Origin of the sequence: Nonomuraea sp. NPDC005650, from assembly GCF_040605375.1 — a bacterium.
In the GTDB taxonomy this organism is placed as follows: domain Bacteria; phylum Actinomycetota; class Actinomycetes; order Streptosporangiales; family Streptosporangiaceae; genus Nonomuraea.
The window spans coordinates 1-24,242 of the sequence record NZ_JBEXCR010000026.1; the positions used below are offsets into that span (position 1 = coordinate 1).

Sequence of the window (24,242 nt, forward strand, 5' to 3'; positions counted from 1 at the left end):
CCACGCGTTACGACAAACGCGCCTACATCTTTCACGGCACCATCACCCTGGCAGCCCTGATCATCTGGCTCCGCACCTGATCTAAGAAACAGCTCCTAGTGCTCACCCCGAAAGGCAAGCACACCAACTGCCCCTGACAATCGGCCACCACCCCAAAGAGCGGCGCCGCCAAGCACCCCTCACCGCTGGCGCCTACCCCTCCGGGCGAGGCCGCCAACGACTCCGGACAACCAGCGCCCACCCTGAAAAGCAAGCGCACCAACTGCCCACAACGGTCGGCACCCATGCCAAAGGGCGGGACCGCCAAGTGCCCCTGACGGTTGGGGCCCACGCCGAAGGGCGGGACCGCCAAACGCCTCTGACGGTTGGCGCCCACCCTGAGGGGCAAGGTTGCCGAAGCCCTCAGACCATCAGGGTCCGGGAGAGGCGACAACGCCGAATCGTCCAGGACGATCGTGCTGACGCGGAAGGGCGGAGGCAGCGAATCGCCCAGCTGACCATCGGCCTCGCGAAGGAGCGAGCAACGCGGTCAGCCACTCGCCCCACGCCTGCTCTCCCAGAGGTACGGCAGACGACATCGCCTGCCGTACCAGGGGGAGGCTCAGACCTCGAGAATTACCGGGATGATCATGGGACGACGACGATAGGTGTCGCTCACCCAGCGTCCCACCGTACGGCGGACCACCCGGCGGATCTCCTGCATGTCGACCACCCCGTCCGCGGCCTTCTCCGCGAGGGCTCGCTCGATCTGCGGGATGAACTCCTCGAACTGGGCAGGGTCGATGCCGGAGCCACGCGCGTGGATCTCTGGGCCGGCGGTGAGCTTGCCCGTGTTGGAGTCGACCACGACGACCACCGAGATGAATCCCTCGTCACCGAGGATCCTGCGATCCTTCAGCGAGGTGTCGGTGATCTCGCCCACCGACGAGCCGTCGACATAGACATACCCGGCGTGAACCGCACCGACGATCTTCGCACGGCCGTCGACCAGGTCCACCACGACGCCGTCCTCGGCGATCACGATGTGGTCCTCAGGCACGCCCGTGAGCGCGGCCAGCTTGGCGTGCGCGCGCAGGTGACGCCACTCACCGTGTACGGGCATGAAGTTCGACGGGCGGGTCAGGTTGAGCACGTACAGGAGCTCGCCGGCGGCCGCGTGCCCAGAGACATGCACCTTGGCGTTGCCCTTGTGCACTACGCGGGCGCCCCACCTGCTCAGTCCGTTGATCACCTTGTTGACGGCGGTCTCGTTCCCCGGGACCAGCGACGAGGCCAGGAGTACGGTGTCGCCCTCGGCGATACGGATCGGGTGATCGCGGTTGGCCATCCTGGACAGCGCGGCCATGGGCTCACCTTGAGAGCCGGTGCAGACGAGCACCACGTCGTGCGGCGGCCACTCCTCGATGTCGCGCGAGTCGACGATCAGCTCCGGCGGCACCTTGAGATATCCCAGGTCGCGGGCCACGCCCATGTTGCGCACCATCGAACGTCCGACCAGGGCCACCTTCCGGCCGTGCTTGGCCGCGGCATCCATCACCTGCTGAATGCGGTGCACGTGCGAGGCGAAGCTGGCCACGATGACCCGCTGTTCGGAGGTGCGGATCACCTCGTCGATGACCGGTCCGATCTCGCGCTCGCTGGTGACGAACCCCGGCACTTCGGCGTTGGTCGAGTCGGACATCAGCAGGTCGACGCCCTCGGTGCCGAGCCTGGCGAAACCGCCGAGGTCGGTGAGGCGTCCGTCGCTCGGCAACTGGTCCATGCGGAAGTCGCCGGTGTGGAGGACGATGCCCGCAGGCGTCCTGATGGCGACGGCCAGCGCGTCGGGGATCGAGTGGTTGACCGCGAGGAACTCGCAGTCGAACGGCCCGAAAACGTGCCGTTCGCCCTCGACGACCTCGAGCTTGGTCGGTTGGATCCTGTGCTCGGTGAGCTTGGCCTCGATCAGGGCAAGCGTGAGCTTCGATCCGATGAGCGGGATATCGCGCCGCTCGCGCAGCAAGTACGGCACCGCCCCGATGTGATCTTCGTGGGCGTGCGTGAGCACCACGGCTTCGACGTCGTCGAGCCGGTCTCTGATGTATTCGAAGTCAGGCAGGATGAGGTCGACACCCGGCTGATCGGGCTCGGGGAACAGTACCCCGCAGTCGACGATCAGCAGGCGGCCGTCGAATTCGAAGACCGCCATGTTCCTGCCGATCTCCCCCAACCCGCCCAGCGCGACGATGCGCAAGCCGCCGTCAGGCAGCACCGGCGGGGGACCAAGCTCAGGATGCGGATGGCTCATGCCTGGCCCCCACGGTCAGTTCGTGTTCTCAAAACTCCCGGTTCCTCCCCGTTCCTATGCGTCTGTCAACTTCACCCCGCCGGCTACCAGGCAAGCACGCAGCTCGGCGATTTGCGTCTCTGTTGCGTCCACGAGCGGCAGTCGTACCGGACCCACCGGTACGCCCACCATGCTCAGTGCCGCCTTTGCCATGATCGCGCCACCCGCACGCAGCATGATCCCGTCGACCACTGGGGTCACCTGGCTGTGTACGGCCAGGGCCTGGGCGACGTCGCCGTTCTTGTGCAGGTGGATCATGCGCGCCAATTCGGCGCCCACCACGTGCCCGACGACGCTGACGAACCCGACCGCCCCCAGGGAGAGCCAGGCCAGGTTGAGCAGGTCGTCGCCGGAGTAGAAGGCCAGATCGGTCGCGCTCATCACCTGACTGGCGGCGAACAGATCACCCTTGGCGTCCTTCACGGCCACGATGCGTTCGTGCTGCGCCAGTCTCAGCAGAGTCTCGGTCTTGATCGGCACGCCGCTGCGTCCCGGAATGTCGTACAGCATCACCGGAAGGCCGGTCGCGTCGGCGACGGCGGTGAAGTGCTGGTACAGCCCCTCCTGAGGGGGCTTGTTGTAGTAAGGCGTCACCACCAGCAGACCGTGCGCGCCCGCACGTGCCGCCTGCTTCGCGAGCTCGACACTGTGGCGAGTGTCGTTGGTGCCCGCCCCTGCCACCACAGTCGCGCGATCGCCGACCGCATCGAGGACGGCGCTGACGATGCGCTGCTTCTCCTCGTCCGAGGTGGTGGGCGACTCACCGGTCGTCCCGTTGACGATCAAACCGTCGTTGTGCTGCTCATCCACCAGATAGATGGCAAGACGTCGCACGGCCACATAATCGACCTCGCCGTCCGGAGTGAACGGCGTGACCATGGCGGTCAGCATGCGGCCGAAGGGCGCGTCTGTGGTTCCAGTTGGCGATGCCATAGTGCGAACGCTACCCGGATTCAGAAATCCATTGGACGCCGCCACCCCGCTTTGCCTGCCTGGAGCCGCTTTTTGCCCCCTTTCGCGGGCATCTCAGAGGCTTGCCTGACGACGACAACCATCTCACCTAGCATCAGAACGCGCTCAGCTGACCGCCAGGTTGCAGCGACCGCACCCACCAATCCTCGCAGAACTCCGCGCCTGGCTGCCACGATTGTATGGCGGGCAAGTGTGGAGCCCGGCCGCATAGCAAGCACGCGTAGTGCCCAGCCGCATGGCGCCCAGGCACGGCCCCCGGCTACATGGCCGCCAGGAATGAGGTCCGGCTGCCTAGCAAGCACGCGCGGCGCTCATCTGCATGGCACCCAGGCACGGCCCCCGACTGCATGGCCGCCAGGAGTGAAGTCCGGCTGCATAGCAAGCACGCGTAGTGCCCAGCTACACGGCGGGCAGGCGTGGCGCCCCGCTGCATGGCGGACAGACGTGGCCCCCGGCCACGCAGCGAGTGGGCGTGGCCGGGGGCCCACAGCAGCCAAAGGGCCCTCGAGGTCACAAAAGGTGCCGTCTCTGGTCGTCGCAGCCGAAAGGCAGTGGCGGCTGCTGGATCTTCCGACTCCCGCCAAGGGGCCATCGAGTCGCACGGGGTGTCACATCCGACTATCGCAACCAAAGGCGGCGTCGGCCATCAGACCTTCTCACGGCAGCCAAAGCACCCATTAGGCCGAATGGGGTGCCGCATTCGACCGTCGCAGTTGGCACCGGACCGACAGGCGCCGCCCGTGGTCGTCGCGTCCGCGGCGCCCGTCCGGCCATGGCGGAGAACCGAATCTGGCGGTCACAGCGGGCTCCTCCGCCCCAACGGGCGCCGCGGAGGAGCGCCGTTGCCGCTGCGCTCGCCGAGCTTTCGAAGGCGAGCCAGGCGGCGTACGCGCGGTTGCCCGGATGGCGTCAGGAAGCGGCTACTACGACAGTTCGATCTGGTACCTGATGAAACCGCGGTTCTCAGCCACTTTGTCGTACAGGCTGCGTGCTGTGGCGTTCGACTCATGCGTGTTCCAGTACACGCGGGAGCAGTCGCACTCCCTGGCCCAGTCGGTCACGGCTTCGATCAACGCGCGAGCCACGCCTCTACCCCGGACGTCCGGAGCGGTGAACAGGTCCTGCAGGTAGCAGACGTCGGTGTCGGGCGCCGAGGTGTTCGCGTGAGAGAAGAAGTGCGTGATGCCGACGAGCCGGCCGTCCAGCCTCGCGCCGAGGGCGTGCAGGCGAGTGTCCGCCTGGAACTCCTGCCATGCGCGGTCGTACATCTTGTCCGGTTCGACCCGCTTATAGAAGTCGATGTACGCGCGGAACAAGCCCTCCCAGGCATCTCGGTCGGACGGAAGGAGCCTGCCTATGTCGATCATGAAGCTTCCTCTTGCTTGGACATCTCCCAGGACGCCGGTCAGCGGCGGCTCGGCGCGGCAGTGTGGGACATGTCCTGGCGAGTGATTGATGGCGGAGTCTGTGCCGTCAAACCTAGGGAAAAGTGGTCCAGCGAGGTACGGCCACTTCGCGGCAATATCAGGAGACCACTTGCCCGCGACGGTTGCCCACCATGTGCACCCACGCGTGGACGGCGGATGCATGGCAGGCGTATCGAACAGCAGTGCATATCCACCATGCGCTCTCAAATGGCAGCGCATCCCGGACGCCCGCGCACCCCGCGGCTCGCGTCGAACGCCCGCGCCGATCGCGGGTCTCGCGAGTCGGCCAGCGGCAGACAGGTACCTCGTCGGTCAAAATGTCTCAAGGGCAGGGCGCACTCGCCGTACGTTGCAGAGTCAGCGCCGCTCGACCGGCAAGGACGGATGCGCCCGAAGATCCAGGCCAACGGCCGCGTTCGGCCAGGTCAGACGGGGCCAGCACCCCATGGTGCGCACATTGGAAGAGGCCGCCGATATGTGCTCGGGGGTACACACATCGACGACCTCTACCGGAGAATCGGTCCCTCTTACACCGGTGTTACAGGGTTTCTCCGATAATTTTCTGCCACCGCAAAGTTGGGGCTCCAACGACCATCGATGACGGTCGGTTACCTGCCGAATACGGCAACATGGGGCAACGCCTCACACGAACCCCCAGGGATGGACTAGTGGCCACCTCAGATCCGGTCTACCTGCGTGTCGTCGAAGACATTCGGCGACAGATCACCGACGGCACCCTTCCCCCCGGCGCGCCGATCCCATCGCGAGCGCAGCTGACCCGTAAATATCAGGTCGGAGAGACCGCCGCCCGGCACGCCCTGCGCGTGCTCGCGGGCGAAGGCCTCATCATCGGCCGCGTGGGCTCGGGCCATTACGTCAGGGAACGCCCCGACCTGACCCCGCTCTACCGATGGCGCTTTCTCGATCACCCCGCCCCGTTCGCGGCCGACTTGCAATCGCAGGGCAGACGGGTGACATGGGACTGGCATAGCGAACCGACCGAAGCAGGGCCTGACATCGCCAAACGCCTGCGCCTCAGCGAGTCGACCACGCTGACCAGAACGCATTACATCTTTCGCGGCGAGGGCAAACCCCTGCAGCTCGCCACGTCGTATGAGCCGCTGGAGTTCACACCTCATTCCGAGGAGGAACGGCGGAGCCTGGTCGCGAGGATGTACGCGCATGGCGTAAAGATCACCGAGGTCGTCGAGAGCGTGCACACCCGGGTTCCGCGCCCCGCGGAGAGTGACGCGCTCGATCTGGCGGCGGGCGTCCACGTGCTGCACATCGAACGTACCCACTGGGCTGGTGACCGTCCCGTCGAGACGAGCGATATCGTCGTTCCAGGCGACCGGTTCAGGGTCACCTACAGCATGCCCGTCTGACCTTTTGGACGCGGGCGTCTCCGGGCGAAGCCCCTTCTCGCCCGGAGCCCCAAGTCGGACACCTGGACATCTTCGGCGAGCGTGGCCGGTTTGTGGTGCGTTGAGCCTGTGCAAGGCCCGATCCGATGGGCAAATCCGTTCCCCTATCGCGTACACATCGGGCGTGGCGGGCGCGGGCCATCGGTCAGGTGCCTCGCGCAGGGCCGACAGCTGCGTGGACGTCATCCCGTCCGTGGATGTGGTCGTCCTGCTGCCTTCGTGGCGGAGCAGGAGGTTGTACGCGCCGAGCGAACTGCTGTCGGCGTCGAAGATCGCGCCGGACTCCTCGTCCGGCCCGCCATCAACCGCGTAGCCGATCACGTGGGCTGCACCGAGGTCACGGCAGAATCCGGTATTTACGGCGGTGGCATTGCCGCACATAGCACGCACGGCGGTGGGGACGTCGCCCACGCATGCACGGCGGTGGGGCGTCGGCCATGCAAGGGCCGGGCTGGGCAAGGGCCTGGCGCTGAGCGTGGAGGCGAGGGTTCGGCGGTGACAGTGTCGGCTGCAGCGCCTGTACGGCCGTAAACCCGTACATTCGCGAACTCCCTCCAGGAGCTCCACCCCCGCCGCCCGACCGCTTCACCCTCCCCCGCGAAGTCCATCCCCGAACTTCCGCCCCGACATCGTGCACATACCACCCGAGCAGATCTTCACGTCGTTCGGCTTCACACCGGAGCCGTGGACGCGGATGAACGCCTCCCCCGTTTCGGATCCAGCTTGGGTACGGTGCGCACGTTCAGCTCATCGGCGTCGTACGCGACGACCCACATCATCAAACAGCCCCTTCCCCCATCGAGACGACAAACTTCCCGCGATGCCGCATACCGGCAAAGCCCCGATAAGCCCTGACAGAATCCGCGAACCGGTACCGGTGGCTGATCGGGTCAGGCAGCGTGCCGTCGAGCAGGTACGCCGCGATGGACCGGAACGTATGATTCTGGACCTTCAACGCGCCCATCACCACGGCCACTGACAGATCGTCCCGGCCGAACACGGACTGTTCGGGCGTACCGGGCGTGGTGCTGAGCAGGCGCCCTCCAGGCCGGATCGCCCTCGCCGCCGCGATCAACGGTTCGCCCCTGAGCGCCAGGTTGACGATCGCGTCGACGCCACCCGGATGGCGCCGCAGACTCTCTTCGGCGACATCGGCCGCGAGGTAGTCGATGGAGCTCCCCGCTCCGAGCGTGCGGACATACTTCTCATCCTCACCGGCCGCCGTCGCGATGACCTCCACCCGCCCGGCCAGCAGCGGCACCACCACGCTGCCGATGCCCCCGCCCGCGCCGATCACCAGGACCTTCTCCCCCGGTTCGAACTCGCCGGCCTCGACCACCGCGAGCCCGGTCATCCCCGTGCTGGGCAGCGCCGCCGCCACCTCGGGGCTCAGCGCATCCGGCCGTTCAGCCAGGTAGTCACCCACGGTGATGACCGCGTACTCGGCCATCGTCCCCGAGGCGATCGAGGCGATCCCCACACCCTTCGCGTACGACGGCGGCGCGCCGAATCCGAACACCTCGTCCCCCACCTCGAACCCCTCCACATCGGGCCCGAGCCGCGTCACGGTTCCGGCGAAGTCGGTGCCCGGTATGTGCGGGAAGTCCAGCGGCACCTGGTCACGCACGGTGCCATCGGCCAACAGCAGGTCGCCGGGATTGATCGCGGCCGCGCGCACCCGTACCTGGAGCTGGCCGGGGCCGGGCTCGGGGATGGGAAGGTCCTTGATGGCGAAGAGGTCCGGCGGGCCGTACTGCTCGGCCACGAGTGCTCTCATGGTCATCCTCCCTGCGAGACAATGTGTCTCAATCCAGGCATGTTGTCCGGATGCCATGCTGCCGACGCCACCGGCGGGGTGACCAGTCGCAAATCCAGGGAGATGTACCGACCTGGACAAGGAGCGGGATTTGTCGCAGTCAACCGGCAATGTCCGGGTTCGCCGTACGCGAAAGCTGCTGAGGGACGCGCTGGTCGAGCTCATCGAGGAACGCGGGTTCGAACGCCTCACCGTGGGCGAAATCACCGAACGGGCCATGGTGAGCAGAGCCGCCTTTTATCGGAATTATCGCGACAAATACCACCTCGTGGAGCAGATCTTCGACGAGGCGATGGAGGCATTGCTGGGCAGCATGACCGAAGACGACGAGCGACCCCCGATCGAACGCTGGGCCGCCTTCTTTGAACATGTCGCCGAATATCAGCGTTTGTACGGCGCATTGCTCGGCAAGAAGGGCAGCCCGTGGTTCGCGGCGAAGATGCAATCCTCGCTCTCGAACATGGTCGCCCAGCACCTGGACCCATTCCCCACATCGGGCGGCCTGGTGGCGACGCTGGCGGGAGGGATGTTCGTGCAGGCGATCACGTGGTGGCTGGAGAACGGGCGGCCGATGTCACCGAACGAGATCGCCGCGCAGACGGGGCGGCTCGCCTCAGCCTTGATCACCGAGGCCAACCGCACGCCGGGCTGACACATTTCCCCCACCCCGGCGGCGAACGCTGGATTTCCGGCAAAACCGCAGGTCAGAGATTGTCGGTGCGCGCTGATACAACGGTCGCGGAGGTTGCCGATGCGAGTCAAAGACCTGTCCAAGAGCGACCGGCCACGCGAGCGGCTCATGTCCAGCGGCGCGGCCGCGCTGGCGGACCGCGAGTTGCTGGCCGTGCTGCTCGGCTCGGGATTTCGCGGGTCGAGTGCCCTGGACCTGGCCAGCCAGGTGATCAAGCATTGCGGAGATCTCGATGGCCTCCGCCGTTCGGACCCGCATCGGTTACTCGCCGTGCCCGGGATGGGCCCCGCCAAGGCCGCGCGAGTCGCCGCGGCCTTTCATCTCGTACGCCGTGCGGACGCGTGGCCGGAGCGCGAACGGATCACCAGCACATCCGACCTCGCCAACCACTGCGCCCCGCTGCTCCGCGGCCGCAAACAGGAGCGGCTCGTCCTGGTGGTGTGCGACACCCGCGGCAGGGTGCTGAAGCACTCGATCCTGACCGAAGGCGCATCCGACCACACGGCGGTGCCGATCCGGGAAGTGATCACGGAGGTGCTCACCGCGAGCGGAGCCATGTTCGGGCTCGCCCACAATCACCCGGCCGGCTCCCTCGAACCGAGCACATCCGACCTCGAGGCCACGGCCCAGCTCGTACGCGCCGCCGAGACGGTGGGCCTACGGCTCCTCGACCACCTGATCATCACGGACGCCGCCTGGCGGCGAATCCCCACATAAATCTATTCCTCTAGGGACCATGAACCCACCGAACACCAAAGGGAATCATCCTGCGTATAGCGCCGAACTGCAGTTTTCCAAGTGACGGCCATGAGAATCTAATACCGCGGGTAGGCCGTTACGGACGTCAGCCGGCCATTACTCGCAGTGGCATGGTCCCGTGCCTCCGGAGGGCTCGGGACCATGCCCGTCACTCGCACCGATTCCAGGCGCGGCCCGGCGCTCTTCGGCGGGCGTTCGGGCAGGCGCGTCGCCTGGGATCGCAAGGTGCGCCCCCGATGGCACCTTCGGGTGCCATCACCTAGGGTGTCCGGTTCGTGCGCTCGGCGGCCTATGCGCGAACCGGACACCTGTCCATCCCACTCTCCCCAGGCCTGCGCGCCCAAGTCGACGCAGCCGTTTGCGCCCACCCTCTTCGGCCTGCCCGACGTCGCCTCCGGGCGCACCCAGCACGGCTGGGTCGTCCCGCGGAGTGCAGGCAGGACGGCCAACTGCCCCGTCCAGCAATTGGGTCCAGGTGACCATGGCCTTTGCGTGAATGACCCGGGGGCCCTCGTCGATCACCGTCTTTCGACCAACGCGGCGGGTCCTGCGGATGAAGAACAGGCCGCCGCTCTCGCACAGCTCGTAGAACGTCGGCATGCAAGCGCACGTGTAGTCCCGGACCCGTACGCGTGTGGCGTTCGGCAACGCGGGGTCCCATCTGATGGTCACGTGGTCGGGCAGTGGGTCTGGTACATGAATGGAGAGCTGGCAGCAGAGCCAGTTGAGAGGCTTGGGCATGGTTGAAAGATACGTCTGGTCGTCTCCTCTCGTCTAGCGAGGAGGACCACTCTGTCTAAATAGACAGAACGATATGGGAGGTCTTGCACCTGTTGGTCTAAGTTGCAGGCGTGCTCGACTATGACGGCGACACCCACATCTACCTTCAGATCGCCGAGATCCTTCGGCAGCGAGTCTCCGGTCTGGCGTCCGGACACCCGGTGCCGAGTGAGGCGGACATTCAGCAGGAGTTCGGAGTCGCCAGGACCACTGCCCGGCGGGCGGTGCACGTACTTCGCGAGGAAGGACTCATCTACACCGTTCAGGGTGAAGGCACCTTTGTCGGCGGGCCAGACGAAGCACCTCGTAAGCAGCGGAAAGTCCCTCTATACCAGCAGATCGCGACGGACATCGCCGAGCAGATCAAGGAGGGACGTTTCCCGCCTCGGCGCTCTATACCGGGCGAGTCGGCGCTGGTGGAGCAGTACGACGTGGCCCGGGAGACGGTGCGGCGCGCGATGGTGCTCCTGCGGGAGCAAGGATGGATCTACACCGTCCCGCAGCGAGGCAGTTACGTGTCTCCGAAGGAGTCGTGGCCCCAGGCCTGACTCTGCTCGCCTGCTTGTATCCAGACGTCTACGCTGTGAGCATGCTCGACCGTGATGGGCCTGTCCCGATCTACGTACAGATTGCCGATGCGATCGAAGAGCAGATCGTCGGCGGGCGGTTGCGGATCGGCGAGGCCGTGCCGAGTGAGGCGGCGCTGGAGGCGAAGTTCGGCATCGCGCGATCGACTGCGCGCAATGTGGTTCGGGAGCTGCGTGCGCGCCGACTCGTCCACACGGTCCAAGGCGAAGGCACTTTTGTTGGGCCGATCGGCGTTCCCCGGATAAGGCGGACGAAGGCCCTCTATCTAGACATCGCCCACGACATCGCTGCGAAAATCAGGCGCGGCACGTTCCGGCCGAACTGCTCGATATCGAGCGAGGAGACTCTGATGCTGCGGCATGGGGTCGCCAAGGTCACGGTCCGGAAGGCTGTCGCGCTTCTCCGGGCGCAGGGGTGGGTGTTCACCATCCCTTATAGAGGGACATACGTGAATGAGCCCGGAAAGTGGCCCACCCGCGGGGGCGGCTAGCTTGATTGCTCCGCTCGCGCCTCACAGGGGGAGCTGGGTGGGTCCATGCCCAGCCAGGGCAGCCGAGGGGAAGGATCTCCACCGCGATTGCTGAGCGAGGCCGGCGGCTGCCCGGCGAGGCGAGGCTGCCCGCCGAGGCGGGGCGGGGCCACCCCGTGAGGCGGGGGTGGATGCAACCCGGTGGCCCAGCTACAGCTGATGGATGAGTCTCAGTCGCCCCGGAGTCGCAGTGGTCGAGGTGTGTTGCCTTGGTTCCGTGGGAGTGCGGTGACCGGGGCCCTGTTTGCTGACGCTGGGTGACGAAGAGGATCCTGGTGTCCCGGGATGGGCACCGGCGGTTGGTTTTGCCGCCGATGAGAAGGTCGGGGCTTCTCGCGGTGCGCTGACCCGTAGGTTTGGGGCATGTATCCGCCCCTCTACTAGACGTTTTCCTTGTGCAGGTCTGTACGGTTTCGTCTAACATCCGTACCGTGTTAGATCGCGAAGGGCCCGTGCCTATCTACAAGCAGGTCGCTGACCTGGTGCGCGATCAGATCGAGCGGGGTGAACTCAAAGCGGGCGATCCAGTCCCCAGTGAGGCGACGCTCGAAAAGGACTTTGACATCGCGCGCACCACGGCCCGGCGGGTGGCGAGGGAACTGCGGGAGCAGGGGCTGGCGCACACGATTCAGGGTGAGGGGACGTTCGTCGGCCGGCCCGGTACGCCGCGGTCGCCCCGGAAGGTGCCGCTGTATCAGAGGATCTCCGCGGAGGTCTCCACGCGTATCGTGCAGGGCGAGATCTCCCCTAATCGGGCTATTCCCGGCGAGAAAGTGCTGATGCGGCAATACGGCGTCGCCAAGGTGACGGTGCGGCAGGCGGTCGCGCATCTCCGGGAACAGGGATGGGTGTTCACCGTCCCCTATAGGGGCACTTTTGTGAATGAGCCGGAAAAGTGGCCCAGGAATAGGGGTTCTTAATCGCCCTCCCATTGTCAGGCCGCTTGTATATCATTGAGATGTGCTGGATCGCTCGGGTGACACGCACCTCTATCTTCAGATCAGCGAAGTCCTCAAGTCACGCATAACCGGCGAACTCTCCCCAGGAGATCTCGTGATCAGCGAGGCGGGAATCCAGCGAGAGTTCCGGGTGGCCCGGACAACGGCGCGCCGGGCAATTCGGGTGCTGCGAAATCAAGGGCTGGTCCATACCCGTCAGGGCGAGGGCACATTCGTCAGTTCTCCCGGGCAAGGGGCCGAGCAGGTTCCGCTTTATCGGCAGATCGCCGAGGAAATCAGGAAGAGCATCACGGCCGGCGAGCTGACGGCGCACCGGCCGTTGCCGCGTGAGGTGACGCTGGTGCGCCAGTACGGCGCCGCGCGCGAGACCGTACGACGGGCCATAGCGCTGCTGCGGGAGCAGGGATGGGTGTTCACCGTTCCGCATCGCGGCAGCTACGTCTCGCCCGAGGAGCGCAGGCCCGCTCCCTGACCCGCCCGGCTCACAGCCCGTGGTCCACGACGCGAAACCACAGGCACACCACCGTGGTCCCGTCGTCCACCTCGCACCCCTGCCCCTCCCAGTAACGCCGGTGGACCTCGCGCCAGTGCTCCACCGAGCGGAAGCCCTCGCCTTCGGCCTGGGCGAATTCCCAGGTGACCGCCGCGAACGGCGTCAGCCGCACCCGCGTTATCTCTATCCCGGCCACCCGTGCGCCCGAGTCGTCCACCAGGACCAGGCGCTCCCCGACGTGCTCCACCTCCTCCCCCTCGGCGTGATAGTCGAGGGGCAGCAGACCGGCCGTGGCCGTTTTCTCGCCCGCCAGGGTCAGCTCGGTCAGCCAGGCGCGGAGCTCGCCGGGCGTGCCCAGTTCAAGGACTCTGAGTCCGTCGATGCGTGGCCACATGGAACGGCATATTAGAAGACCGGGATGATGTCCTCAGGATCGATGAAATCCACCGGTACGCCTTCCAGATCCAGCTCGGGAATGGCGGGGAAAGCGATGCCCCAGCGTTCCACGATCGCGCGGATCCTGGCCATGGCCACCCGCCAGTTCTCCGCCTGCTCCTCGAACGACAGCACGCCCAGCCCCGCCTGCCTGGCGTGATCCATCAGGACGCGGTGGTTGGCCAGGAAGTACGGCGGCAGCTCCCAGAAACCCTCAGGAGGCTCCCAGAGAATCATGCTGAGGAACACGAAGCCCGCTCTGAGCTGGCGGGTGATGAGGATGCGGGTCTCGTCGGTGAGCCCCGGCCATTCGTTCTCCAAAATGGTCATGCAGATTTGGAGATGACGGGACTCGTCCCTGCCTATTCGCTGGAACATCTCGCGGAAGACCGGATGCTGGGTGCCCGACGACATGCCCCTGAACAACGTCGAGGCGGCCATCTCCCCCATCATGAAACTGGTGAAGAGAACCGGCAGCGAATACTTGCCGACGGCGGAGTTGTAGCCGGTCCAGTAACGGCCGCCGTTGTGATAGAGCCAGCCGATGTTGTTGTGGGCGGCCATTTCGAGGTCGTCCGAAGGGGTCCAGTCGAGCGGGCCGCCCGGCCACAGTTTTGCGATGGTGCGCTGGCAGCATTCCTCGTGGTTCATCTCGTCACGGGTGATCGAGAAGAAGCACTTCCTTACCGGGTCCTCTTCGTGCTTTTCGAAGGCCTGGATCGTGGCGCGGGCGAACACCGCCGGCCCCGACGCGTCGAAGTTCGCCAGGACCGCGAACCAGTACATGATGCCCAGCCGCTGCTCCCGGGTGAAGTCGCCCGGGTCGAGGCCGTCCCAGGGCAGGTCGGCCGGATTCCAGACCGTGCGCTTGGACTTTTCGTAGATCGCGGCGAGTTTCTCGGTCTCCACCCGCCATTCCATGGGATAGATGTTGGGTTGCGGGATCTCCGGCGCGGGCCAGAAGCCGCCCTCTGGGATCGTGAGGTCCGCCATGTTGTGACACCTCCTCCCCCATCCTGCTGGGCGGCGTCACGGCTTTCAAGTACGGGCACGCTGAGTAATGGCCACGCACACGAGAACGACCAGCGCGGCGGCCACCGTGGCCGGCCCGAATCGCTCCCCCAGCAGGAACCAGGCCCAGACCAGGGTGAGGAGCGGCTGGGTGAGCTGGGTCTGCCCGGCTCGGGCGATGCCGCCCCTCGCCAGGCCCGCGTACCAGGGGATGAAGCCGAGGAACATCGAGATCAGCGAGACGTACGCGAAGCCCGCTATCGCGTGCGGCGTGGGAGTGATGGGGGTGAGGAGGGCCAGCGCGACGGTGACGGGGACGGTGAGGGGCAGCGAGAGGACGAGGGTGTGGGAGATCACCTGCCAGCCCGGGGTTCGCCTGGACAGCCGGCCGCCTTCCGTGTAGCCGATCGCGGCCGACAGCAGGGCGCCCACCATGAGCAGGTCGGGCCAGGTGGGCAGGCCCTGGTTCTGGGTGAGGGTGAAGGCCGTGATGGCCAGGGCGCCCGCCCCGCAGGCCGCCCAGAAGAGGGGACGGGGGCGTTCGCCCGCCCTGAGGACGGCGCAGGCGGCGGTGGCGGCCGGGAGGAGTGCCACCACGACGGCGGCGTGCGACGTGCTGGCCCCCAGGGCCAGGGCCAGGCCGCTGAAGACGGGGAAGCCGAAGACCACGCCCAGGGAGATGAGACCGTACGCCGACCAGTCACGCTTTGGCGGAATTATGGGGATTTTTGCGAACTTAAGGCAGGCCAGCGCGATAAATCCGGCTACAACTGCGCGCCCGATCGCCACGAGCCACGGGTGGAAGCCTTCCATGGCGAAGACGGTGGCGGGGAGGGACCCGGAGAAGGCCAGGACGCCCAGGAAGGCCAGAGCGGTGCCTTGGCCGGCGCTCGCCGGTGACGCGGCGTGCCCCGGACCGGGAGGGAGTGCTACTCCATCGGGAGTAGTAGCGCTATTCTGACTCTTCATGGACAACGATAGCAGTATCGCCCAGATCGCCGCGATACTGCGCGAAGAGGCCGGACGGCTGGGGCCAGGGGCACGGCTGCCGTCCAGCCGGGAGATCATGCGGTTGCACAACGTCTCCCCCGTCACCGTGTCCAGGGCCATCGGGCAGCTGGCCGCCGAGGGCAGGGTGGTCGCGAGGCCCGGCAGCGGGGTGTTCGTGACCCCCCAGGTGAGCGCCGCACCGGAGGCCGTCGATCTCTCGTGGCAAACCGTGGCGCTCGGGGACCGGGTGGTCGACGAGGAGCCCGTGGCGACGTTGCTGGGCGCGGCGGCCGAAGGCGTGGTGCCGCTCACCGGCGGCTATCTGCGGGCGGGCCTGCGGCCGGACAAACAGCTGGCGGCCGCGGCGGCGCGGGCCGTGCGGAGGCCGGACGCCTGGGCCATGCCGCCCCTGGCGGGGCTGCAGGAGCTGCGCAGGTGGTTCGCGCGGCAGGCCGGGGGCGACGTGACCGCGGCCGACGCGCTGATCGTGAGCGGCGGCCAGGCGGCCCTCACGCACGCGTTCCGGGCGCTGGCGGCCCCGGGCACGCCGGTGCTCGTCGAGACGCCCACCTATCCGGGGGCGATCGCGGCGGCCAGGGCGGCCGGGCTGCGGGCCACTGCCGTGCCCATCGACCGGGACGGCGTACGTCCCGACCTGCTCGCCGAGGCGTTCGCCGTCACCGGGGCCCGGGTCTTCTTCTGCCAGCCCACCCTGCAGAACCCGACGGGCGCCACCCTCCCGATGGAGCGCAGGGAACAGGTGCTGCAGGTGGCCAGGGCGGCGGGGGCGTTCGTGGTCGAGGACGACTACGCGTGCTACCTGACCGATCAGGCGCCCGCGTCCCTGGCCTCCATGGACCGGCACGGCACGGTCGTCCACGTGAAGTCGCTGACGAAGATCCTGTCGCCGAGCATGCGGGTGGCGGCCGTGGTCGCCAGGGGGCCCGCCGCCCACCGGCTGCGGGCCAGCCAGCTCGTGGAGTCGTTCTTCGTGGCGCGGCCGTTGCAGGAGACGGCGCTGGAGTTCGTGGGGTCGCCGGCCTGGCCGCGGCATCTGGCGGCCGTACACCATGAGATCAGGACCAGGCGCGACGCCCTCGCGGCCGCGCTCGCCACCCACATGCCGCAGGCGGAGGTGCAGCTGCTGCCCATCGGTGGGATGCACCTGTGGGTGCGCCTGCCCGCCGAGGTCGACGAGAACGCGCTCGTCGAGACCGCCAGGCGGAACGGGGCGCTGGTGAGTCCGGGCAGGCTGTACTACGCGTCCGAGCCGCCGGGGCCGCGGATCCGGGTGACGCACATCGCCGCCGCCCATCTGGCCGAGTTGCACGAGGGGGTGCGGCGACTCGCCGGAGCGTTGGCTGAGGTGACGCAAACGGGCTGAGGAAGGTCTGGGCGAGATCGGCGGCGAAGAGGGGTTCGCGTCGTCTCCAAGGGTCAAACACCGATACGGTGTAACTCGTGCCTTGTGGCATGAACGGCAGGCGAAGGAGCGGGCCGAGATGGCAGACGTAGGCGTCCGGGCGGCCCGGCGCGAGGATGTGCTCCAGGTTGCGAATTGTCAGATCCGCGCCTGGCGCTACGGCTATCGGGATTTCCTCCCCGAGGGCCCACTCGAGCAGATGACGGGCGCGGCGGCCGAGAAGATGTGGCTGCGCCAGTGGGACGAGGCGATCGTCGCCCCGCCCACCCCCAGGCACCGGGTGCTGGTGGCGGTGGAGACCATCCTCGACACCGAGGGCTTCCCCGCCCTGGGCGCGGGCGGCAGCGCCGCCCTGACCACCCCGCGTGGTGGCGAGCGCGTGGTGGGGCTGGCCTCCCACGCCCCCGCCGAGGACCCCGACCTCGACCCCACTGTGGTGGCCGAGATGCTGACGCTGCTGGTCGACCCCGATTTCGTACGCCGGGGCCACGGCAGCCGGCTGCTCAACGCGACCGTCGACTACCTGCGCGAGGACGGCTTCCGGCAGATCGTCACCTGGGTGTTCGCCGACAACTACGCGGTGCTGGGCTTCCTGGAGTCAGCCGGCTGGGGCGAGGACATGGCCGAACGCGTGCTCGACATGGGCCGCCCGATCCGGATGATCAGGCTCACGACGGACATCAGCTAGAGGACGAACGGCAGATCATGGCAACCCCTGGCCAGTGGATCGCGGGCGCCCGTCCGCGCACGCTCCCGAACGCCGTCGTGCCCGTCATGGTGGGCACCGGCGTGGCGATCGGCGAAGGCGGATTCGTGTGGTGGCGGGCCGTCCTGGCGCTGTTCGTGGCGTTGTCGCTGCAGATCGGCGTCAACTACGCCAACGACTACAGCGACGGCGTCCGCGGCACCGACGACCAGCGGGTCGGCCCGATGCGGCTGGTGGGCTCGCGGGCGGCGAGCCCGCGCGACGTGCTGGTCGCCGCGCTCGGCTGTTTCGCGGTCGCGGCGGTGCTGGGGCTGATCCTGGTCGTGGTCACGCGGGCGTGGTGGATCCTGCTGGTGGGCGCGGCGTGCATCGCCGCCGCCTGGTTCTACACGGGCGGCAAGCGCCCGTACGGCTACCGCGGGCTGGGCGAGGTGGCCGTGTTCGTGTTCTTCGGGATCGTCCCCGTGGTGGGCACGGCGTATGTGCAGACGGAGTCGCTGAGCTGGCCGGCGTTCTTCGCGTCGATCCCGGTGGGGCTGCTCTCGTGCTCGATGCTCGTGGTCAACAACCTACGCGACGTCGGGACGGACGGCCAGACCGGCAAGCGCACGCTGGCCGTGGTGCTGGGGGCGGAGCGCACCCGTGCCCTCTACGTGGCCTGCCAGGTGGTGCCGTTCGTGGTGGCGCTGGCGATGGTCACGGTGACGCCGTGGGCCGCGCTCGTGCTGCTCGCCGCGCCGCTGGCGATCACCCCGATCAGGACCGTGCTGGGCAAGGCCGTGGGCCCCGCGCTGATCGCGGTGCTGCAGCAGACGGGCAAACTGCAGCTGGCGTACGGGCTCCTGTTCGCCGTGGGGCTCGCGATCGTCTTCTAAGCTTGGGCGTGTGAAGGACTTCATCGCGGGGCTGCCCAAGTGCGAGTTGCATCTGCACATCGAGGGCACATTGGAGCCCGAGCTCAAGTTCGAGCTCGCCGGGCGCAACGGCCTGGAGCTGCCGTACTCATCGGTCGAGGAGATGCGGGCGGCCTACGACTTCGACAGCCTGACGTCCTTCCTCAAGGTCTACTACGAGGGCATGCAGGTCCTGCGCACCGAGCCCGACTTCTACGACCTGGCCATGGCCTACCTGCGCAAGGCCGCCGAGCAGAACGTCCGCTACGCCGAGATCTTCTTCGACCCGCAGGCCCACACCTCGCGAGGGGTGCCGTTCGACGTGGTGATCCGCGGGCTGCGGCGGGCGCTGATGGACGCGGAGGCGCGGCTCGGGGTGCGGGCGCAGCTCATCATGTGCTTCCTGCGTGACTTCCAGGCCGAATACGCGATGGCGACGCTGCTGGAGTCGCTGCCGTACAAGGAGTGGATCGCGGGCGTCGGGCTCGACTCCGACGAGAGGGGCAACCCGCCGGTCAAGTTCGCGGCGGTGTACGAGCGCGCCCGGCAGGAGGGCTACCTCCTGACCATGCACTGCGACGTCGACCAGGACGATTCCGTCGAACACATCCGTCAGGCCGTCGAGGACATCGGCGTCAACCGCATCGACCACGGCGTCAACATCCTGGAGGACCAGCGGCTCGTCGAGGTCGTCCTGGAGCGGGGCATGGGGCTGACCTGCTGCCCGATCTCCAACGGCTACGTCACCGACTCGATGAAGGCCGAGGGCATCCGCAAGCTGATGGACCTGGGCGTGCGGGTGACGATCAACTCCGACGACCCCGCGTATTTCGCGGGTTACGTGGGCGAAAACCTCGAAGCGCTGCAGGCCGCGCTCCAGCTCACGCGTGAGGAGGTGGCTCAGCTCGAACGCAACGCCTTCGAGATCACGTGGCTGCCCCGGCACCTCAAGGACGCGTACCTGGCCGAGGTGGACGCGTACGTCGCCGCCACCGGCTGACCACCGCTATCACAGTTCAATAACCCGCGGTATTCCGCGGCACGATGGATGCATCCTCTTCCTGGGAGGGAGACGATGCCCGAAATCGCGATGCTCTCGGACGCACCCGCCAATTGGCGCGGCGATCTTCTTCAGTTCCGGCGCTACGTCGATCCGCTGGTTTCGATAATCACCAATCCGCACACCGAAACTCCGTTCACCATCGGCGTTTACGGTTCGTGGGGAAGCGGGAAATCGACCCTGCTGGAAATGCTGGACGAGCGGCTGCTCGATCGGCACGGCGACGAGTTCGTCCGTGTGCATTTCAACCCCTGGGTGCACCGCCGCGAGCCGGAGATGCTGCTCCCCCTGCTGAACGCGTTGCACGACAAGCTCGACGAGGACCCCGGGCACCGCTTCGCCGGCACGGTGCGGCGGCTCGGCGAGATCACGATGCGGCTGGCCGCCGACGAGGTGCTGAAGCGGCTCAGCCTAGGCTCCGTGAGCGTGGACAAGATCGACAAACTGGCCGAACGGTACGCGCTCATGCGCGGCCTGGTGGACAGCCAGACCGGCCGTCTGCGCGGGCTGCTGCAGCAGGAGGCCGACCGCCTGGCGGCACAGGGCAAGAGGATCATCTTCTTCGTCGACGACCTCGACCGGTGCGAGCCTGATCAGATCATCGACGTCCTCGAATCGATCAAGCTCTTCCTCGACCTCAGGAACGTCTTCGTGGTCCTCGCCCTGTCCAAGGACATGGTCGACCGCGGTGTCTCGGTGAAGTACCAGCCGTTCGGCTTCCCCGACCACACCGTCATCGGTGACGAGTATCTGGACAAGATGATCCAGCTGCCCCTGCACCTGTATCCGCTCGGGCCCGCGGAGGTCGGACGGTTCATCCGTCAGTCGCGCACGGGCGAGCTGGCCAGGACGCACGCGGCGCTGCTGGAGAAGATCGTCACGCCGAACCCCAGGAAGATCAAGCGGGTGCTCAATCTCCTCCGGGTGACGGAGGCCGTCATCGAGGGCACGCCCGGCCTGGCCACCCTGGACACGGATCTGGTCGTACGATTGGTCGTGCTACGGGTGCAGAGCCTGGAGCTCTTCTCGGACGTGGTGCGCTGCCCGGCGCTGCTGGTCGCACTCGAACTGGTCCATCAGAACAAACTCGTGGCCGATTCAGCACAGGGGTTCCAGGCGCGGTTCAAAACGCAGGCGCGCATGCTGCAGGACCTGACGCGGGTATATCTAGGGAAGCACGATTTCCTGGCACAGCTCTTCGCCGGATCCGCCTTCGAGGCGTCCGCCGAGGGGTTACCCGTCTATCTGACGATGATCGGCGGCTGAGATGGGTATAGGCGATGTCCGCTACGAACTTTACGGCCTGCTGTCCGGAAATCCCTACGTCAGCGGGCCGTTGGATTCTCTCGGCATCGAATCCGATCGCGCGCTCCTTCTTGAATTGGAGGGCTTCATCCGGCTGGCGGCGATCGAGAGCACGATGGAAAGGGCGATCAACGGGGACAAGCCCGCCCTTTTCCTGATCACCGGCGTGGGCAACAGCGGGCGCACCTCTCTGGCCAACCACATGCTGTACGCGTACCAGCGCGCCGCCACCGCCCGCCTGGCCGGCTACCGGTTCGTGGTGCACCGTGTGGAACGTGACGACATGACGCACGACGCGTACCAGTTGCTGCGCTCCACGTTGCTCTCGCTACGCAACAAGATGCACACCAGCAACATCGAAATCCCGCCCCGTCTCCAGCGCGGCTTCACCACGCTGAGCCACCGGGCCCCCACGAACCCGATGAACGAGTACGACCTGCAAGAGATCGCCGAGTTCGCGGCGACGGCCTTCGCCGCCCATGACGCCGGCTTCGGCATCCGGTACGAGGGCGTGTCGACCAAGGAACTGCTCACCCAGGCCGCGAAGGTGTTCGAGAACACCAGGACGGTCGTGGTGTTCACGATCGACAACTACGATCACGCGAGCACGGTCCAGCTCACGGATGCGGACAGACAGGCGTTCGCCCGGCGTGGCCACGTGATCGACCTGAGCGCGCTGACACCACGGCAGATAGCGGTGCTGGCCGACGGGCGGTGGACGGGTGAGCCGCCCTCCCCCTTCGACCTGGACGGCGTGCAGCGGGCCTTCAGCACCCGCCCGTACACCATCGGCCAGGCCATGCAGCATCTGGCGGTGCTCCTCGACTGCCGGCTGAGCGAGTACGACAGCGACGAGCCCTGGCCGACGGACGGCCTGCTCATGCACGAGATGTGGATGCAGCTCAAGATGTGGCAGGCCGAGAAGTGGAACGGGCTGGGAGACCCCCATGGCTGATTACCCGACGCGCAACCCGTTCCCCGCCCGCGGCACCTCCAGTGCCGAGGAGACCTCACTGCGGGCCTTCCTGAGCGACTGGCTGCAGAACACCCCGACCGCGCTGCTCCCGGGCGTGCGCGGCTCGGTGCGCCTGGCCGAGGACTACGTGCACCGCTTCGCCGACGAGGCCACCCGCGACGGCGCCCTCGCCTGTCTGTACGGCGCTCACGGAGTGGGCAAGACCCACACCGCCCGCCACATGATGGCCGTCGTGAACGGAGAGGAGGAGCAGACGGTCCAGCTCTACCTGAGGTTTCAGGAGGGCGATTTCGTCGCCGAGTACCGCCGCCTGGTCACTCAGCTGTCGCACAAACTCCTGGCGAACCTGAGCCAGCGTTACCTCGGCACCCTCGCCGGCGCGCGGGCGAGCGATGACGTCCGCTCGCGGCTCGATGAGGATCCCGCCATCGTGCGTGAGCTGTTCGACAGGCATCTGGTCGATGCCGGCGAGGTCCTGGAGGCCCAGGCCAAGGAGATCGCCGCCGTGGCGGGCAACGCGCCCCAGTTCCAGCGGGCACTGTCGTTCCTGCAGCGGCCGAAGTATTCCGACGCCGCTTACGACTGGCTGTGCGGCCGGCAGATCAGCCCCGGCGACGCGCGGGCCCTCGGCGTCAGCCGCCGCATCGACGACCCACTGACCTGCCGTTACGGCCTGCAAGTCCTGACAACCTTGGTGACCAGGGGCGGCCGGCCGTTCGTGCTGGTCCTCGACCAGTGCGAGAAGTTCGTGCTCGGAGACGGGATCCCGGTCCCCGGGAACATGGCGCTGCTGCAGAGCCTGGTCGAGGTGATCCCTCGGATCGGGGGGATGCTGCTGTTGGTCGTCAGCGACGCGGGCTGGGATTGCATGCCACCTGACCTGCGTCAGCGCATCGGCGCGGGGGCCATTCACATGGTGCCGCTCACCCCGGACGAGGCCCGGCAGGTGCTGGGCGCGTACATCAACGCCGCCCGCCCGGGACCCGACGCCGGCATCTGGCCCTTCTCCGACACCGGCCTGCAGGAGCTCCTTCGCCACAGCGGCGGCAACATCCGGCTGCTCCTGCAACTGAGCTGGGTGAGCTTCGAGGCCGCGCCGCCCGCGTCGACCATCGACGCGGAGCTGGTGGCGAGCGCGTCGGCCGGGCACAGCCGCGCGCCCCACCTCGCCGACCTGGCGATGCTCATCGAGGCCAAGCTGCTCGCGGCGGGGCTGCTCGCGGACAAGGTCGAGGACGAGGGCCGTGCGGCCGCGTTCCTCCTTCCCAGCCGCGACGATCCGCGCGCCGTCATCGAGCTGACTGTGGGCCTCTTCGACGAGAAGGCCGCCGGTGCCCGCGCCGCCCGGACCGACGGCCGTCCGATCCTCACGGCGGTGGTGGTCGCCGGATATGCCAGCCCGCCGGTTCTGGTTACGATGCGTAACGTGGTGCACTGGGTTCTGGTGGCCGACAAGTCGCCGGCGTTCTCCCGAGCGCTGGACGAAGTCGTAGAGCAGATCGCCTCCCTGCTCACGGGGCCGGCGTCCACGGAATCCGACGAGGCGCTGCGGGAGCTCAAGACGTATCTGGTAAGGGTGAGCTCCGAGCGCCGCGACGAGGCGGCCACGCTCAGCCGCAACCTCGCCGAGGTCGCGCAGCGGCTGGAACGCGAGGAGGACAAGCAACCGCCCGACTGGCCGATGCGGCGCCAGGGGCTGACCGACCGCATCTCCGAGGCCAGGGCCGCGCGGGCGGCGGCGGACTGGGAGGAGTTCCACAAGGCCCGTGCCAAGGTGGTCGCCGACTACAGGACACGTCGCACCGCGCTGGCGACCTCCCTCGGCGCCACGCTGCTGCTCGTCGCCTTCGGCGTCCTGACGGGCGTCTTCCTGACGTTCTCGCCGGCGTCTGCCCTGCTCGGGGCACTCATTCTCGCCACCGGGACGGCCGCCGCGCTTGTCGCGACCAAGCCGACCGGCTCGGTTCCCATGAGCCCGAGTGCGCCGCCGGCGACCACGCGCGACCTCGACCTGATCGCCCGCGCCCTGCGCCCAACCGCCCGCTTCGACGCCGCCGACCCTGTCGTCCGATACGCCTACGCGCTCGGAGAGAATCCCGACGAGGGCTACCGACGCCTGGCGGACGCCCTACTGTCGGAGCCGCTGGCGCTCGTGAGGCAGTCGATCGCCCATCGGATGTCCGTCTCCACCCGATCTCCGGCCGACTGCGTACCCGACGTGTTACGCGGCCTGCGTGAGGGTGTCCCCGAGGTGCTACTGCTCCTGGCGCGCAGGCAGCAGCTCGCCCGGCCGGACCAGCCGCGGGTGCTCCGGGACCTGCCGCCCGACCTGCGGATACTGGTCGCGCTCGCGAACCCCGGCGCGGTCGAACTGGCCGACGGCCCGGTCGCCCGGCACCCTGCCGAAGTCGTGCTCGCGGCACTCGGCGTGCGCGGGCCGCACCATCCGCTCGCGCGGGCGGTCCGGACCGGCGCAGGCGAGTTCGAGCCGGTCGAAATACCGCCGAGCGAGCTCAGGGCCGCCGCTCGCCTGCTCTCCCCGCTGGAGCGGGACGGGCTCGGCACGTACGACTGGCTCCCCTTTGTCGACCAAATCGATGAGCTCTACCTGTTCCTCGAGGAATTGCTCCATAGCCAAGAGAAGAACCGCTCTTATCGGCACAAATCTTGACTCCATTC

21 protein-coding genes are annotated in these 24,242 nt (G+C 67.4%); 14 read left to right on the forward strand and 7 right to left on the reverse strand.

Going from position 1 to position 24,242, the window contains the following annotated elements; genetic code table 11:
* Nucleotides 1–601: 601 nt before the first annotated feature.
* From ABZS69_RS38200 to ABZS69_RS38210, 3 genes are all read right to left on the reverse strand, one after another.
* Nucleotides 602–2,287 (reverse strand): ribonuclease J, encoded by a 1,686-nt coding sequence (locus tag ABZS69_RS38200; protein ID WP_355380740.1) that lies wholly within the window; start codon nucleotides 2,285–2,287, stop codon nucleotides 602–604.
* 54 nt (nucleotides 2,288–2,341) lie between these two features.
* Nucleotides 2,342–3,259: a 4-hydroxy-tetrahydrodipicolinate synthase gene (dapA, locus tag ABZS69_RS38205; protein WP_355380742.1), complete on the reverse strand. Its 918-nt coding sequence runs from the start codon at nucleotides 3,257–3,259 to the stop codon at nucleotides 2,342–2,344.
* A 962-nt stretch (nucleotides 3,260–4,221) separates the two neighbouring features.
* Entirely contained in the window at nucleotides 4,222–4,665 is a 444-nt protein-coding gene (locus ABZS69_RS38210; RefSeq protein ID WP_355380744.1) for a GNAT family N-acetyltransferase, read from the reverse strand.
* Nucleotides 4,666–5,393: 728 nt separating this feature from the next.
* Here ABZS69_RS38210 and ABZS69_RS38215 point away from each other — a divergent pair.
* Nucleotides 5,394–6,110, forward strand: a complete 717-nt coding sequence (locus ABZS69_RS38215; RefSeq protein WP_355380746.1) for a GntR family transcriptional regulator — start codon at nucleotides 5,394–5,396, stop codon at nucleotides 6,108–6,110.
* An 817-nt stretch (nucleotides 6,111–6,927) separates the two neighbouring features.
* Here ABZS69_RS38215 and ABZS69_RS38220 read toward each other — a convergent pair.
* The gene (locus ABZS69_RS38220; protein ID WP_355380748.1) at nucleotides 6,928–7,926 is read right to left on the reverse strand and encodes an NADP-dependent oxidoreductase; all 999 of its coding nucleotides are present in this window, start codon (nucleotides 7,924–7,926) and stop codon (nucleotides 6,928–6,930) included.
* A gap of 130 nt (nucleotides 7,927–8,056) precedes the next feature.
* Here ABZS69_RS38220 and ABZS69_RS38225 point away from each other — a divergent pair, with 130 nt between their 5' ends.
* The 6 genes from ABZS69_RS38225 (at nucleotide 8,057) to ABZS69_RS38250 (ending at nucleotide 12,743) form a co-directional block, all read left to right on the forward strand.
* On the forward strand, nucleotides 8,057–8,617 hold the full coding sequence (locus ABZS69_RS38225) for a TetR/AcrR family transcriptional regulator (RefSeq protein WP_355380750.1): 561 nt from the start codon (nucleotides 8,057–8,059) through the stop codon (nucleotides 8,615–8,617).
* Nucleotides 8,618–8,716: 99 nt separating this feature from the next.
* Nucleotides 8,717–9,373 (forward strand): DNA repair protein RadC, encoded by a 657-nt coding sequence (gene radC / locus ABZS69_RS38230; protein WP_355380752.1) that lies wholly within the window; start codon nucleotides 8,717–8,719, stop codon nucleotides 9,371–9,373.
* 893 nt (nucleotides 9,374–10,266) lie between these two features.
* A complete protein-coding gene (locus ABZS69_RS38235) occupies nucleotides 10,267–10,743 on the forward strand; it encodes a GntR family transcriptional regulator (RefSeq protein WP_355380754.1) in 477 nt (158 codons plus the stop codon).
* 41 nt (nucleotides 10,744–10,784) lie between these two features.
* Entirely contained in the window at nucleotides 10,785–11,273 is a 489-nt protein-coding gene (locus ABZS69_RS38240; RefSeq protein ID WP_355380756.1) for a winged helix-turn-helix domain-containing protein, read from the forward strand.
* Nucleotides 11,274–11,743: 470 nt separating this feature from the next.
* Nucleotides 11,744–12,232 (forward strand): GntR family transcriptional regulator, encoded by a 489-nt coding sequence (locus tag ABZS69_RS38245; RefSeq protein WP_355380759.1) that lies wholly within the window; start codon nucleotides 11,744–11,746, stop codon nucleotides 12,230–12,232.
* Between the two features lie 40 nt (nucleotides 12,233–12,272).
* Nucleotides 12,273–12,743: a GntR family transcriptional regulator gene (locus tag ABZS69_RS38250; protein ID WP_355380761.1), complete on the forward strand. Its 471-nt coding sequence runs from the start codon at nucleotides 12,273–12,275 to the stop codon at nucleotides 12,741–12,743.
* Nucleotides 12,744–12,753: 10 nt separating this feature from the next.
* Here ABZS69_RS38250 and ABZS69_RS38255 read toward each other — a convergent pair whose 3' ends face one another.
* The 3 genes from ABZS69_RS38255 to ABZS69_RS38265 are packed head-to-tail and all read right to left on the reverse strand — an operon-like array spanning nucleotide 12,754 to nucleotide 15,278.
* The gene (locus ABZS69_RS38255) at nucleotides 12,754–13,158 is read right to left on the reverse strand and encodes an ASCH domain-containing protein (RefSeq protein ID WP_355380763.1); all 405 of its coding nucleotides are present in this window, start codon (nucleotides 13,156–13,158) and stop codon (nucleotides 12,754–12,756) included.
* A gap of 11 nt (nucleotides 13,159–13,169) precedes the next feature.
* A complete protein-coding gene (locus ABZS69_RS38260; protein WP_355380765.1) occupies nucleotides 13,170–14,192 on the reverse strand; it encodes a hypothetical protein in 1,023 nt (340 codons plus the stop codon).
* 45 nt (nucleotides 14,193–14,237) lie between these two features.
* A complete protein-coding gene (locus ABZS69_RS38265; RefSeq protein ID WP_355380767.1) occupies nucleotides 14,238–15,278 on the reverse strand; it encodes a DMT family transporter in 1,041 nt (346 codons plus the stop codon).
* On the opposite strand from ABZS69_RS38265, the gene ABZS69_RS38270 reads away from it, so the two are divergent.
* The 7 genes from ABZS69_RS38270 (at nucleotide 15,178) to ABZS69_RS38300 (ending at nucleotide 24,234) form a co-directional block, all read left to right on the forward strand.
* Nucleotides 15,178–16,584 (forward strand): PLP-dependent aminotransferase family protein, encoded by a 1,407-nt coding sequence (locus ABZS69_RS38270; protein WP_355380769.1) that lies wholly within the window; start codon nucleotides 15,178–15,180, stop codon nucleotides 16,582–16,584. The two genes, ABZS69_RS38265 and ABZS69_RS38270, sit on opposite strands and share 101 nt — an antisense overlap.
* A 118-nt stretch (nucleotides 16,585–16,702) precedes the next feature.
* Complete coding sequence (locus tag ABZS69_RS38275; RefSeq protein WP_192790985.1) at nucleotides 16,703–17,311, forward strand: GNAT family N-acetyltransferase; 609 nt, start codon at nucleotides 16,703–16,705, stop codon at nucleotides 17,309–17,311.
* A 17-nt stretch (nucleotides 17,312–17,328) separates the two neighbouring features.
* Entirely contained in the window at nucleotides 17,329–18,204 is an 876-nt protein-coding gene (locus ABZS69_RS38280; RefSeq protein WP_355380771.1) for a 1,4-dihydroxy-2-naphthoate polyprenyltransferase, read from the forward strand.
* Between the two features lie 10 nt (nucleotides 18,205–18,214).
* Nucleotides 18,215–19,222 (forward strand): adenosine deaminase, encoded by a 1,008-nt coding sequence (locus ABZS69_RS38285; RefSeq protein WP_355380773.1) that lies wholly within the window; start codon nucleotides 18,215–18,217, stop codon nucleotides 19,220–19,222.
* Nucleotides 19,223–19,312: 90 nt separating this feature from the next.
* Nucleotides 19,313–20,548, forward strand: coding sequence for a P-loop NTPase fold protein (locus ABZS69_RS38290; protein WP_355381094.1), 1,236 nt, complete (start codon nucleotides 19,313–19,315; stop codon nucleotides 20,546–20,548).
* Nucleotides 20,549–20,663: 115 nt separating this feature from the next.
* Complete coding sequence (locus ABZS69_RS38295) at nucleotides 20,664–21,542, forward strand: hypothetical protein (protein WP_355380775.1); 879 nt, start codon at nucleotides 20,664–20,666, stop codon at nucleotides 21,540–21,542.
* Nucleotides 21,535–24,234: a hypothetical protein gene (locus tag ABZS69_RS38300; protein WP_355380776.1), complete on the forward strand. Its 2,700-nt coding sequence runs from the start codon at nucleotides 21,535–21,537 to the stop codon at nucleotides 24,232–24,234. The genes ABZS69_RS38295 and ABZS69_RS38300 overlap by 8 nt, the downstream gene beginning before the upstream one ends.
* Nucleotides 24,235–24,242: the final 8 nt, after the last annotated feature.